The 13,766-nt window shown below is 40.8% G+C and carries 8 protein-coding genes, 2 pseudogenes and 1 CRISPR repeat array; of the genes and pseudogenes, 6 read left to right on the top strand and 4 right to left on the bottom strand.

The window, feature by feature from the left end; translation table 11 throughout:
• Window positions 1-288 precede the first annotated feature (288 nt).
• From N1I87_RS02625 to N1I87_RS02615, 3 genes are all read left to right on the top strand, one after another.
• Window positions 289-2,247: a primary-amine oxidase gene (locus N1I87_RS02625; protein WP_341100540.1), complete on the top strand. Its 1,959-nt coding sequence runs from the start codon at window positions 289-291 to the stop codon at window positions 2,245-2,247.
• A gap of 52 nt (window positions 2,248-2,299) precedes the next feature.
• The gene (locus N1I87_RS02620) at window positions 2,300-2,893 is read left to right on the top strand and encodes a hypothetical protein (RefSeq protein ID WP_341100539.1); all 594 of its coding nucleotides are present in this window, start codon (window positions 2,300-2,302) and stop codon (window positions 2,891-2,893) included.
• Window positions 2,894-2,962: 69 nt separating this feature from the next.
• On the top strand, window positions 2,963-4,360 hold the full coding sequence (locus N1I87_RS02615) for an ammonium transporter (RefSeq protein WP_341100537.1): 1,398 nt from the start codon (window positions 2,963-2,965) through the stop codon (window positions 4,358-4,360).
• Between the two features lie 352 nt (window positions 4,361-4,712).
• Here N1I87_RS02615 and N1I87_RS02610 read toward each other — a convergent pair whose 3' ends face one another.
• The 4 genes and pseudogenes from N1I87_RS02610 to N1I87_RS02595 all read right to left on the bottom strand — a co-directional run bounded on the left by N1I87_RS02610 (window position 4,713) and on the right by N1I87_RS02595 (window position 8,585).
• On the bottom strand, window positions 4,713-5,336 hold the full coding sequence (locus N1I87_RS02610; RefSeq protein ID WP_327805657.1) for a GGDEF domain-containing protein: 624 nt from the start codon (window positions 5,334-5,336) through the stop codon (window positions 4,713-4,715).
• Window positions 5,337-5,452: 116 nt separating this feature from the next.
• Window positions 5,453-6,568, bottom strand: a pseudogene (locus N1I87_RS02605) (RNA-guided endonuclease TnpB family protein); the annotation flags it as partial.
• A gap of 17 nt (window positions 6,569-6,585) precedes the next feature.
• Window positions 6,586-6,990: pseudogene (tnpA, locus tag N1I87_RS02600) on the bottom strand (IS200/IS605 family transposase).
• A 218-nt stretch (window positions 6,991-7,208) separates the two neighbouring features.
• A complete protein-coding gene (locus N1I87_RS02595; protein WP_341100208.1) occupies window positions 7,209-8,585 on the bottom strand; it encodes an ISLre2 family transposase in 1,377 nt (458 codons plus the stop codon).
• A gap of 888 nt (window positions 8,586-9,473) precedes the next feature.
• On the opposite strand from N1I87_RS02595, the gene N1I87_RS02590 reads away from it, so the two are divergent.
• The 3 genes from N1I87_RS02590 (at window position 9,474) to N1I87_RS02580 (ending at window position 13,188) form a co-directional block, all read left to right on the top strand.
• Window positions 9,474-10,655: an IS701 family transposase gene (locus N1I87_RS02590; RefSeq protein ID WP_003353085.1), complete on the top strand. Its 1,182-nt coding sequence runs from the start codon at window positions 9,474-9,476 to the stop codon at window positions 10,653-10,655.
• 85 nt (window positions 10,656-10,740) lie between these two features.
• A complete protein-coding gene (locus N1I87_RS02585; protein WP_341100536.1) occupies window positions 10,741-12,462 on the top strand; it encodes an EAL domain-containing protein in 1,722 nt (573 codons plus the stop codon).
• A 507-nt stretch (window positions 12,463-12,969) separates the two neighbouring features.
• Entirely contained in the window at window positions 12,970-13,188 is a 219-nt protein-coding gene (locus N1I87_RS02580; protein WP_341100535.1) for a hypothetical protein, read from the top strand.
• Between the two features lie 165 nt (window positions 13,189-13,353).
• Window positions 13,354-13,648: direct repeats of the CRISPR family, unit length 32 nt; unit sequence ATTTCAATCCACGCACTCATGTAGAGTGCGAC.
• Window positions 13,649-13,766 lie beyond the last annotated feature (118 nt).

Raw genomic sequence — 13,766 nt, 5'->3', positions numbered from 1 at the left:
AATTCACTTATATTTGTAACAAATAATAACATAATCAGAAACAAATTGTGACATAATCATTAAAAAATTTCGTTTTTTACAATAAATTCGATGTATTAAAAAATTATAATCAAATTGTATAAGAAAGGAGTTGAAAGAACGTAAATAAATCTTACATTTACCAGTTTGTCTGGGACGTATCGCTTGTAAATATCTTGTAAGCTTGCACTCAAGTGCAGGTTCGTAAGTTCATACTCGCAATGTATCTATTATTTTTCATAATCTGTGCAGAAGGAGGAAAAAATAAGCATGGAACAGACAAAAGTACAAAAGGTTAATCACCCACTCGAACCCTTAACACCGGAAGAAATTGCTAAAGCAGTATCGATTTTACGAAAAGAAAAAAATTTAAACACTTCCGTCCGTTTTGTACAAGTGGTATTACAAGAACCCCCAAAAGATGTTGTATTGAATTACAATGACGGGGATGCAATCAATCGTGAAGCCTTCATCATTATTTTAAATAATGCAACAGAAAAAACGTTTGAAGCAGTTGTTTCCATTTCAAATGAAAAAGTGATGTCCTGGGAATACATTCCTGATGTTCAGCCATGCTTTATGCTAGATGAATTTGAGGAATGTGAAAAAGTAGTCAAGAGAAATCCTGAATATCAAGCTGCATTGTTAAAACGTGGTGTGACAGATCCCAGTTTAGTAATGATTGATCCCTGGTCCGCCGGCTATTTTGGTGTAGAAGAAGATGAAGGAAAAAGAATTGCAAGAGCTTTAGCATGGGTCAAAAAAAATCCAAACGATAATGGCTATGCTTTCCCACTTAGCGGACTGGTAGCTGTAGTGGATCTGAACAAGATGGAAGTCATAAGAATAGAGGATTATGGTGTCAAACCCCTCCCCCCGTTAGATGGCAATTATACACCTGAAACCTCGGATTCTATTAAATTACGAGAAGACTTAAAACCACTCGAAATCTCACAGCCAAAAGGGCCTAGTTTCAAAATTGACGGACACCATATTCGATGGCAAAAATGGGATTTCCGCTTCAGTTTTACTCCAAGAGAAGGACTTGTCCTTCACACTGTAGGATATGAAGATAAAGGAAAAATTCGCCCAATCCTTTATCGTGCTGCTTTATCGGAAATGGTAGTCCCATATGGAGAAGCAAGTGACATGCATAACCGTCAAAATGCTTTTGACGCTGGAGAATATGGTATTGGACAATTAGCAAACTCTCTAATGTTAGGTTGCGACTGTCTAGGAGAAATCCGTTATTTTGACGCTGTCCTCACCGATAGCAAAGGAAATGTCAAAATTATTCCGAATGCCATTTGCCTTCATGAAGAAGATTACGGAGTCGCTTGGAAACATACAGATTGGAGAAATAACGATGTAGAAGTTCGTCGTTCAAGACGACTTGTTATTTCATTTTTCGCCACAGTTGCAAACTATGATTACGGTTTCTTTTGGTCATTCTATCAAGATGGAACACTTGAAATGGAAGTGAAGTTAACCGGTATGTTAAATACAGGGGCATTAGATAAGGACGAGATTCCGAAATACGGAACGATCGTTGCACCTCAGTTGAACGCTCCTTACCATCAACATTTCTTTAACTTTAGACTCGACACACAAATTGATGGCATTAATAACTCAGTTGTAGAAGTCAATACAGTACCTGAAAAAAGAAGCCCAGAAAATAAATATCACAATGCTTTCTATACCGAAACGAAAACATTTCAAACTGAACAAGAAGCCAAGCGAAATATTGATCTCACATCTGCACGAACATGGAAAATAATCAACCCCAATTCCTTAAATGCCATCGGACAACCGGTAGGATATAAACTGATGACCGGGGAAAACTGTCTTCCTTTCGCTTACGACGACTCTAGCTTAATTCAAAGAGCCGGTTTTATTAAACATCATTTACACGTGACGAAATTCAATCCAGATGAAATGTATGCCAGCGGTAAATATCCTAACCAAAACAAGGGTAGAGATGGACTTACGAAATATATCGAAGCAAATCGGAATATTGAAAACGAAGATATCGTAGTGTGGTATACAATGGGCCATCACCATATCCCTCGTACAGAGGATTGGCCTATCATGCCAACTGCTTATATAAGTTTTCAATTAAAGCCAGTAGGATTCTTTGACCGTAATCCAGCTCTTGACTTGCCACGTCCGATACCAAAACATGACTCTACTTGTCATTTTCATACAGATTCTTCTTGTAGTCACCATTAAGATCGTAAAAAGAGTTGGAATTCCTTTTTCTAACAGTAATTGGAGGTGGAATATGTTAATTGCCAGTAGTTTACTTATAATTATGTTCTATACCATTTATTATCGCATAAAAGTTTATCCCCATAGTAAATTGATAAGCGCAATGGTTGGAAAAAGTATCTCTATGGCTTTAGAGATGGCCAGCAGTTTTTCTATTGGCTTATTCTTAGGCATTTTATTACAAGGACAGCTGGCTTTTTCTACCATTGGATCCATTCTATTAAGCTTTCTTATTTGCATCACCATTAGTTATCCATTTGGTTTACTAGCTTGTTTTGAAGGACTTTTTTCTTCCAGCCTCATGGGTAGTACAATGGGAGCGATGCTAGGAGAAATGATTCCGGTTAATCATACAACTTTAATGATTGTCACAATGGATATCATATATTTGCTAACGATTTATTTTATTGTGATGATGATTCATATAGAAATCAGAAAAAAAGAAATTTTTCAAACAATCGAATTTCAACTCAATCCCTTTTTCACAACTATATTGATACCTTGCCTAATCATAGGGATCGCAACCATTTTCGATATTCACCACAAAGAAAATAAAAGTACGATGAATTTGCAAGAACATCATACCCATATGAAAATGGACCATTAATCGAATTCAGCCTGATGGAATTGCACCCTTTATTTATTAAATACCACTGATTTTTCAAAGGGGGATTATATGTTTTCCTTACTTAAAAAAAGAAGTTCATTAACCATCTTGATACTAGGATGCTTCATGACTTTTCCATTGAATGTGTTTGCTGCCGAAAAAGTCCCGAAAATAGACACTGGAGATACAACATGGATTATTCTTGCAACAGCTCTCGTGTTTTTTATGCACGTACCTGGTCTCGCTCTTTTTTATGGAGGGTTAGTTAGTGAAAGAAATGTTGTATCAACCATGATGCACAGCTTTGTCAGTCTATTAATCGTCACAGTTGTATGGGTTCTATGGGGCTATAGTTTAAGTTACGGTACAGACATCAACGGACTAATCGGAGGACTGAATCACCTTGGCTTTAGTGGTGTTGATGGCTCCGCTGCATTAGGTTCCTTGACCATACCGCATTATATATTTGCGCTTTTACAAATAGCATATGCAGCCATCACGGTCGCCATCATTTCAGGAGCAATTGCTGGACGAATTTCTTTTTCGGCATGGGTAATCTTTTGTGTCTTATGGCCGACATTCGTTTATGCTCCAATGGCCCACTGGGTATGGGGCGGCGGTTGGTTATTTCAAATGGGAGAACTTGATTTTGCTGGAGGAACAGTTGTCCACATTTTATCCGGTGTGAGTGCTTTAGTGGCCGCCTTAATCATTGGACCTAGACAAGGATATCTCCATGAAAATCGGCCTCACAATATTGTATTTTTCCTCATTGGAGCTGCTTGCCTATGGATCGGTTGGTTTGGATTTAACGCGGGTAGTGCCCTTGCTTCTGGAGCAACGACCTCGCTTGCTTTTGCAACAACCCATGTAAGCGGAGCTGCTGCTGGGGTATGCTGGCTCATCATCGAATGGATTCTGCGTAAACGCCCAACCCTGATTGGAACCGCTACTGGAGGTATTGCTGGATTAGTGGCTATTACACCAGCTGCTGGGTATGTAACCATTCCTTCCGCTTTAATCATTGGGATTATTGCCGCACCTGTTTGCTATTTCAGCATAAATTTTCTAAAAGCCCAATTAAAATACGATGATACGCTGGACGCTTTCGGAGTACATGGTATGGCTGGCATTTGGGGGGCAATCGCGACTGGTATATTTTCAACGAAAGAAGTAAACCCGGCTGGAAATAATGGGTTACTGTACGGAAATCCTACGCAACTTCTCCATCAAGCGACAGGTGTAACAACTGCTGTCATTATGGCTACAGTTGGAACTTTTATCATTCTGAAAGTCATTAGCCTACTTACAGTATTACGTGTTGGTGAAAAAGAAGAATTAATGGGTCTAGATTTAAGTTTTCATCAAGAACCAGCTTATAATATGACACCCCTGCAAATATCTGTAACAGCAAAAAATGAAACAGAAGGGTCCGATCAAACCGCTTCTCAAACACCTCTAATTTAATAAACCGTTTCGTTGATCATTATTTATTGATTTTAAGATTCCTTCTGATATTGACTTAGGAAAGCGATAAAAATTCAATGATCCTTTTTATCAGAACTGTTCAAACTCTGATTGTCTGGAAAGCAGCGACAATCAGATTTTTGTTTGTAGGTCGAGACCGCCTTTGCATTCAGTACCTTTTTCTACGTAAAATGATTTCTTCCTAAGCGAATGATAATCTTTTTAAGACATGCTCTAAGTCGGTAGCAGCTATCAAAGTCACGTATGTCCCCTTCTTTCTCGCCTGTTGCAGTCCGTCCAAAATATTGATCTTCCTAACGATTTCAAAATGTGCCAAGCTCTCCTTATATACTTACACTGTTTTCCTGGAGTGTTTGTTTCTGTACATGTTTTGATCCGCTTTTTCAATTAAATCGTGCAATCGTTTTCCATCTTCTCCGTAAACGGCATATCCAACAGAAACGGAAATCTTTTTTTCAAAACTTTTGGCCAGTTCCTTGAGTTTCGACTGAAGGGAATCTATTCTTGCTTTGATTTCATGAAGGTCAGAAAAAAGGGAAAGGCCAAGAAATTCATCTCCTCCCCAACGGGCAATGACATCATGCTTTGTTATATCACTCTCCAAAACTTTTGAAACCGATAGGAGTATTTGATCACCGTATTCATGACCATAATGATCATTGATTTGTTTAAATTCATCAACATCATATACAAAAACAACCAGTTTTTTCTTTTTGCGTTGTGCTGTTTTTATGAATTTCGGAAATATAAAATGAACGTATCTTCTATTATTCAATCCCGTCAAAGGATCTTTCATTGAAAGGAAAAAGGTTTCATCATATTTTCTTCCTAACAACCATGCAATGATTAAAGCGATGATGCCGGGGATTGGAATGAGATGAGGAACTCGCCCTATTTTCATCCATACGGCTGTTCGAATGAAAATGAGTAAAAGAAGAACTAAAGAGGATGCCACGATCCTTCCTGTGAACTACCCGCCACCTACGCTTCGCTTAGAGTTGGGGGCTTCTAAGGTAATCGCACCTAACGGTACGAAATTTACTTAGCTATCGAGCCTGTTCCATGCTCTATTTATGATGATGCTAATGCCAACAGTCGCAATCCTTCACGCTTGATATTGATAGAAGCATTCCAATCTCTATCTGCTACAAAACCACAATCACAATGGAATATGCGCTCAGAAAGAGATAGAGACTCCTTTACTTGACCGCAACATGAACAAGTTTTGGATGATGGAAACCACTTATCTATTTTGATAAGCTTTTTCCCTTGCTCCTCTAACTTGTATTGGAGAAATTTCGTGAACATGCCCCATGCATGATCAGCAACGCTTTTGCCGAAATTGAGTGCTTGGGACATTCCCTTCATGTTGAGGTCTTCGATAACCACGCAATCATATAGTTTCGCTAATTTGTGCGATTCCTTATGTAGAAAGTCTTTTCGTTGGTTCGCAATTCTTTCATGTAGCTTCGCCACTTTTAGTCGTTGCTTGTGCCAACGATTAGAACCTTTCTTTCTGCGTGATAGAACGTGCTGTTCTTTCGCTAATTTTCCCAAGGCTTGGCGATAGAAACGAGGGTAATTGGCTGTCTTACCTTCTTCACTATCGACAAATAAACCGTTCATGGAAAAATCTAAGCCAACAACAGCTTGTACTTCTTTTTGTACAGGTTGATGTTCGTATTCAGTGAGAATAGAAACATAGTATTTTCCTGTTTTTGTTCGAGAAACCGTACAAGACTTGATGATAGGATGTGACGGAATTTCTCGATGTTGTTTGATTTTTACAAGTTTCAGTTTCGGTAATTTGATATAACCATCCAAAAGCATAATGTTTCCGTTGACCACGTTGGTTGTGTAGGACTGTCTCGCCTTTCGGCTTTTGAACTTCGGAAATTCAGCACGACCAGAGAAGAAGTTTTGGTATGCCTTCTGCAAATTCAGTTGAGCGTTTGCCAACGCAAGGCTGTCTACTTCTTTGAGCCATGGAAATTCCTTTTTGTACTTTGCAGGAGTCGGGAATTTTTTTTGCTTTTTCAAGGCTTCTTTGTCGTCCTTGAATGGTTCATATGTTTCCATTCGTTCAGCCAACATTTTGTTGTAGACGAAACGAACGCAACCGAAGGTTTTTGTAAGAAGTTGCTCTTGTTCTTGTGTTGGGTACAGACGAAATTTATATGCTTTGTTTGCCGTATCGAATCACCTCACTTCCTCCCTTGATTTTCTATATACTGCTTTATCACTTCAATGGGCGCACCACCTGTTGTAAGTAAGCAAAAGCTTCTTGACCAAAAATACTCTTTCCAAAGTTTTCTTTTCACTTGTGGATAATGCTTTTTGATAAGTCTTAGAACTTGCACTTTTATAGGCATTGATGAACTTTGATAGTTCACTATTCGGGTGTGCCTTGAACAAAATATGCACATGGTCAAGATCGTGATTCCATTCGCCCAAGGAAATATTGTAATGTTCACCAAGTCGAATAAACATATCTTTTGCATAGTCAGATATGGGATCATTAATCACTTGTCTGCGATATTTTACGACCAGAACAAGATGATAATAAAAAGGAATACCGAATGATTATTATTATCTAATTCCGTTGATATAACAGTCTTTCATTATATAAATACTGATTATATCGTAATACAAAAAAGAGACAACTTTAGGCTACGCCTAGAGTCAGTCAAGACTTTGTGGGAACTTTTTTGGTTCGCTAAAAAACAGGTGTAAGTCATAGGTTAGCGAACCATTTTTTTAAATATCATCCGTAAGCGCTTTCGGACTCTCATCCCTTGCCATGACAGACCGATATGTATACCTTTTTTTACCATCCCTTGAGTTCAGACAGGGCATGATAGATCGGTGTCCCGGACGATTGCTGTAAATATGGCACGTTATTCCGCGTGATCTCCGGCCAAAGACGGCGGACGCGTTGTTTCGCCTTGTTCACGATCGTCTGTTTGGTGGATGCCGTCGACACCGTTTCCTCCGCCGGATGCGACGATTCTTCTCCTAAACGACGTCCGAAAAGACGAATCCCATCCATCCGGGCAATCATTGCCTTGAAAAACGCCCTAAGTCCCTTGTCTGTCCAACTGCGGCGGTATTTCACCCGATACGCCAACTGGCTCATCACGCTTTCAGCCCTCCCCATCGGATACATGCCCGTTGTGTCCACTCCTTGCTCCTTCAGCCATTCCCGGTAATCACGGATGCATCCCGGCATCGATTCGATCCGGTGGATCAAGGCAGCCAGCTGTTGTTCTTTCGCTTCGTCCCCCAGCGTGCCGAGGGCGCTGTTCAGTTCCACAAGCAGCTTCTCTTCATCCTGCTTCGCCAGCTTTTGCCGAATCGCCTGCCACCGTGGATGGCCCGAGAGGCATTGGCGCAACTCACGCGCCACGTGGAATCGATCCAATTGGAAGCAGACCCGTCCCTTGAAATACTCCCGGCACGCGGTAATCCATGGAGCGCCGTCCCCGTTGATGACAAGAAGATCCCGACACGGATCATAGGCATATTCATTTATCAAAAATTCCTCGAAGCCTTCCCACACCTCCCCCTTGCCCTCATGGACGTAATGGCGCTGATTGACAAATTCGATCCGTGAGCCGTTGCGCTTCCACCCTTCGTGAACGGTTAGGATCTTGTCTTCCTTGGCCCGTTTTCCCTTCCCTTGGCGAGAAACAAACAGTCCATCGGCCTCCACAAACAGCACCCGTCCATATCGCTGGTTGACCGGGCAGTGCAGCGGAGCTTCAGCTTCGAGCACCAACTGGCGGATCGCCTCATGGCTCATCACCGGATACCCGACCATCTGGGCAAGCGTACGAGCCGCTTTGCGATAAGAAGAGCACTCCACCGCCAATCCCACCGCTGTTTCTTCTAGACAAGGGCTGATTGACTGCGATCCATCAAACGCTAAAAAGGAATCAAGCAAAAACGTGTAACGGTTTTGTTCCCGGTCTAAATAGTAGTTCCGCTCAAAGGTAACTTCGCCAAACAGGGTTTGAATCGTGATGCGTCGTTTGTCTTTCAAGTGGTACCGGCGCTTGTCCCGGGTTTCCGCCAATTGTCGGTCGATGTCCTCCAACAAAGCCGTAAACAGTTCGGCGAAGGCGTTTTGCAAGGCTCGAAACAAATCAAGTTCGATCTCTTTCCATGACAACGAATTTGTGGTAAGATGTTGTTGAATATTCATGGGACTCTCTCCTCCTGTTTGATGGTTTGGCAATGATCATCTTACCAGGGAGAGAGTCCTTTTTTCATGTTTCCTGCTTGGGATCCTACCGCGCTTCGCTTGGTGGCCCCGATGAGGGGGATTGCGAACCTACGTTCCCAACCCCCTCATCGGGGAATTCTAAGAATTTCTCCCACAAACATTTTACTCACACCTACGCCTAGCCGACATTCATCTCCCACTTCACTGGTGCTTCAGCGCCTTCACATTTAGAAGTAGGGGACTTCTTTCGGAGGGAAGTTAAATTTATACAACATTTATCACCAACTCTCGAGAGTGATTTTTATTCTTGCCGTACTTTTCCCATAGGGATTATAAAGGATCAACAAACTTTTGTCTATTTTTTCTATTAGAAATTTTTGAAAAATGATTCCGGATTAAATTCATCTTTTCATTTTAAAAAACATAGACTTAAAGAATTAGGTCAATCATCACATATTCGGTTCGCAGCTCATTTGATGCGCCGGCAAAAATTCGTTCAATACATCAAACGCGTGGACAGATTGCCTTTCACATAATTCTTGAATGCCAAAATATACTATATTATTGTATAATAGCATAGGAAGTATCGCTCCAGTTTTCTTAGGTTTTTGCACCAATTACCGTTATACAAGACATGGGGGATACTTCTTTTTTTACGATGAAACTCCTTGATACAAGGGTTAAGGCTTATGAAAATTCACTTAGCCAATAAAAAATCATACCAAAGTCACAAAAAACTAATTTAATGAACTGTAGATGAGCAAATTCGCTAACATAAATTTACAACCAAACAAAAAAGAAGACATGAACCCGATTCCTTGGTTAGAATAGATGTGCCACAACTACTCACAAGGGGGTTCATGTCTCATGAATAGATTAGCACATCACCTAGGAATCCACAAGTTTTTGACGATGTTGGGGTTGGCACTTTATTTCTCAAAACCTGTCATGAAGCATCTCGTTCATATCGTGGATGCGATGATTACAAAGGGCTTTTCGGGAACACTGACCGATCTACATCACGGGAGTTTTCATCCGAACCATCGCACGACACTCAGCCATTTTTTCACGAAAAGCCCATGGGAAGAAGAGACGTTGCTTCGCAAACTCCAGCAGTGGGTGCTTCATCGTGTCGAACGCAGCTCGAAACGAGAGAATCAACCCATTTTTGTTTCGATCGATGATACGATTTGCCAAAAAACGAAGCCCTCGTCACGGGCAACACACGCCATTCAAGGGTGTGATTGGCACTATTCTCACGCAGAGAAAAAGTCGATCTGGGGACATTCTCTCGTTTGGCTCATGGTTCATACGATGACCCAAGCGTTTCCTTTTGCCTTTCGCCTCTACGACAAGACGGCGGGGAAAAGCAAAGGGGAACTCGCGATCGAGATGCTTTCTTCGTTGGATGTGAGTCGACCCGTTTATGTGCTCATGGACTCTTGGTATCCATCGAAAACCCTCGTGGGAGCCTGCTTGAAAAAAGGGTTCCACGTCATCGCGATGCTCAAGACGAATCGGATTCTCTATCCAAAAGGGACGGCCATTCAAGCAAAGGAATTTGCCAAATCTATGGAGCCACGGGATACCCGCCTCGTCACGGTGGGAAAAGAGCGTTATCGGGTGTATCGCTACGAAGGTGCTCTGAACGGTCTCAAGGATGCCGTGGTGCTGCTCGCATGGAAAGCCGATCAGCCGATGACACCGAAACATCTTCATTGCGTCTTGAGCACCGATCGCGAGCTAAGCGATGAAGACATCTTGTGCTACTATGCCGAGCGTTGGTCGATCGAATGTTTTTTCCGTCAAGCGAAAGACCAGCTGAAACTCGATGGATACCGCGTTCGCGGGCGTCGGGCGGTGAAACGGTATTGGATCTTGGTGCAACTTGCGTATGTGTACAGCATGTTCGAGTCGAACAGTGATGTTTCGGATGGGCTCGATCTCCTGCGCAAGAGAAAAGGACATAGCCTCGTGGAGTTCATTTATCGTGCAGCAAAACAAAATATTCCCATTGATGCCGTGAAAAAACAGCTCCACGTGGCATAAGGGGTACCCCGTTTGTCTCTTTTTCGTATGGTAATCATTGTTAATAAAAATGCTCATCTACAGTAATGAATTAGAGAGGGATTTTATGGATTCAACCAATAATAACGTGAAAGCTTTTCAAAGCCTGTCACCTGACAGCATCAAAGAATTATTAGACATTAAGTATGCTTTGGATCAATCTACTATTGTTGCGATTACAGATCATACCGGAAAAATCACTTATGCCAATCAGAAATTCTGCGACATCTCGAAATACAGTCGAGAAGAATTAATCGGACGAGATCACCGGATTCTTAATTCAGGATACCATTCAAAAAGCTTTTTTAAGAATATGTGGAAAACCATTGGAAAAGGGGATATTTGGACAGGCGATATTAAAAATAAAGCGAAAGACGGGACATACTACTGGGTAAAAACCACTATTGTACCTTTTTTAAATGAAGAAGGAAAACCTTATCAATACATTTCCATACGCCAAGATATAACAGACTTAAAAAAATTAGAGGAACAATTACTGTTTAACGCCTATCACGACAGTCTGACCGGCCTCCCAAATCGTCATTACTTCAACGAAGAAGTAGGTGCATGGTTAAACCAAAAAAAGAAAACGGACCAAATGGCCTTGATCTTCTTCGATATTGATCGTTTTAAATACATTACGGATACACTAGGCCATTCGGTGGGGGATCGCTTTCTCAAATCAATATCCAAGCGACTGGCCATTCATTTAAAAGGGATTGGCAACGTTTATCGTTTTGAGGGAGATCAATTTTCGATTGTCGTCAAAAATAAAGACATATCCGAGGTAATGGACATCATTCGAAAGGTGAAAGTACTATTAAAAAAACCTTTTTTATTTCATAAGGAATCCTATTCTTTTAGTGCCAGCTTCGGCGTCAGTCTTTCACCTCAAGACGGGCAAGATATTGAAACATTAGTTAAAAAAGCGGATTTTGCCATGTATCGAGCAAAAGAAAAAGGAAACAATTCTATTCAATTTTTCACTAGCGAAACCCATGAAGTCTTATCCAAAAATATGAAAATGGAAACGGCTTTAAGACAAGCCATTCAAAAGGAAGAGTTCCTTCTATATTATCAGCCGCTTGTCGATTTGCAAAAGCGAAAAATGGTAGGAGTGGAGGCACTCATTCGCTGGAATCACCCTACAGAGGGAATCATCCCCCCTTCGGAATTTATTCCTTTAGCGGAAGAAACAGGCTTGATTGTCCCGATTACCGAATGGGTTTTGAAAACGGCTTGCGAACAAATCGCAAAATGGCACGAAAAAGGGCTTCCCCCTATTTATGTAGCTGTGAATTTGTCGCCATTTTTATTTGAATCCAATCGATTTATGGATTCTCTCCAAAGAATTATAAAAGAAGGCAAACTTGATCCAAAATACATTGAACTCGAAATTACGGAGAGTATGATGCAAGATCCTAAAAGTGCCATTCCTTTATTAGAAAAACTAAAATCTTTAGGAGTTTCCCTTTCTATTGATGACTTTGGAACAGGGTACTCTTCACTCGCAAGCTTGAGACGCTTCACCATTGACACACTAAAAATTGACCGTTCTTTTATAGAAGAACTTTTTCAAGATGACGGGGTGATTGTCAAAACGATTCTTACCATGGCCTCTCACCTGGGATTAAACGTCATTGCTGAGGGGATTGAAATGAAAGAACAGCTGCAGTTTCTAACAAAACACTCTTGTCCTATCGGCCAAGGCTATCTTTTCAGTCGTCCATTACCCGGCAATGAACTCGAACAATTGTTGCGAAATCCGGAATATTTTTCGAACATTTGAATTTTGTCTAATAGATGAAGGCATATTTTGTGCGTCTCAAATATTACGAATCGAATGGTTTTTCAACCATGTTGAGGATCGTCACTTTTTTGCGTAAAGGCGTTTTTAAGACCGTTTGCATTTGATTTATTTCCACTTTCCAAGAAACCTGACGGGCATGAAAGCAAAGGCTATGCGGAAGACTTTGCAAATAAGAAGGCTGTCATGCCCATGCATCCTATTATGCTTAGACCAATCCCTGAAAAAAATATCAACAGTCTTAAAAACAAAAAAGACAGACGCCCAGACAGCTTCTGTCGTAAATCTATGAATTTAAAATTCCAAGCGAGGTGAGAACAAATCCCCCCAAAATCACACCACCATCCCTTGATTCTTTCGTTACCTTAATCCTTTATCGCTTTAAATAACAGATGGGGTCAGACCCCCATTTTGAAACCGGTATACAAATGGAACGCGGGGAGTATAATGACAGTAAAAAATACCTCAAATATGTAGGGAGGTTTTCATATGGCTCCTGAAGCAAAATTGGTAAAAGATATTTCGTGGGAAACGGATCAAAATCATTATGTCATTCGCAATGTACCTTTCAAAGTATATAAAGGATATTCTGCCGACGTAGTCTATAGTTCGGATATCACTTTAAAATTGTTAACTTTAAAAGACTTAATGGAATCCGGAGAGATCCCTTCTGATATCGACTTCAGAAAAGCGATGAAAATTCAATGATCTTTTTGATTAAAACGATTTAAAAATCTGATTGTCTCTCCATTCAAGACATCAGATTTTTTGTATGAATAAAGATCGTTCTATTGTTGGGCTGGCACAGCCATCATCGATGCACTCGTTTAGAGTGCGACGAGATTGGAAAATTGGAAATTTGGGAGTGGTGATATTTCAATCCACGCACTCATGTAGAGTGCGACGTCAGATCGATTTTTGCTTTTCTTTGTTCGATGTATTTCAATCCACGCACTCATGTAGAGTGCGACCAAAAATCTAATCAAAACGGACAATTTTGCAGGATTTCAATCCACGCACTCATGTAGAGTGCGACGGGCGAAACCATCTACACAACCAAAACTCCTGAGATTTCAATCCACGCACTCATGTAGAGTGCGACGTGGATAATGTGTAGTTGGAAAATTTCCCTAATGATTTCAATCCACGCACTCATGTAGAGTGCGACTACATTTTATGGCCCTGCTTATGTAGTTGCTATTAAGATTCTAGAATATTTCCATTGTAAATTCTATTCAAAAAAAGAGACGGTCACTTCCGACAGTGACAAACTTTCCTTTCTCTCA

The sequence above is a fragment of the Bacillus sp. FSL W8-0102 genome (assembly GCF_038007225.1).
GTDB classification, from domain to species: domain Bacteria; phylum Bacillota; class Bacilli; order Bacillales; family DSM-4216; genus Bacillus_O; species Bacillus_O smithii.
Note: the sequence above shows the minus strand (reverse complement) of the source record. Positions and strands in the feature narration are given on the sequence as shown.

Bases quoted from the DNA above. Each gene is read 5' to 3' on its own strand.
- N1I87_RS02625 (WP_341100540.1), top strand. From the start codon at position 289: ATGGAACAGACAAAAGTACAAAAGGTTAATCACCCACTCGAACCCTTA.
- N1I87_RS02620 (WP_341100539.1), top strand. From the start codon at position 2,300: ATGTTAATTGCCAGTAGTTTACTTATAATTATGTTCTATACCATTTAT.
- N1I87_RS02615 (WP_341100537.1), top strand. From the start codon at position 2,963: ATGTTTTCCTTACTTAAAAAAAGAAGTTCATTAACCATCTTGATACTA.
- N1I87_RS02595 (WP_341100208.1), bottom strand. From the start codon at position 8,585: ATGAATATTCAACAACATCTTACCACAAATTCGTTGTCATGGAAAGAG.
- N1I87_RS02590 (WP_003353085.1), top strand. From the start codon at position 9,474: ATGAATAGATTAGCACATCACCTAGGAATCCACAAGTTTTTGACGATG.
- N1I87_RS02585 (WP_341100536.1), top strand. From the start codon at position 10,741: ATGGATTCAACCAATAATAACGTGAAAGCTTTTCAAAGCCTGTCACCT.
- N1I87_RS02580 (WP_341100535.1), top strand. From the start codon at position 12,970: ATGGCTCCTGAAGCAAAATTGGTAAAAGATATTTCGTGGGAAACGGAT.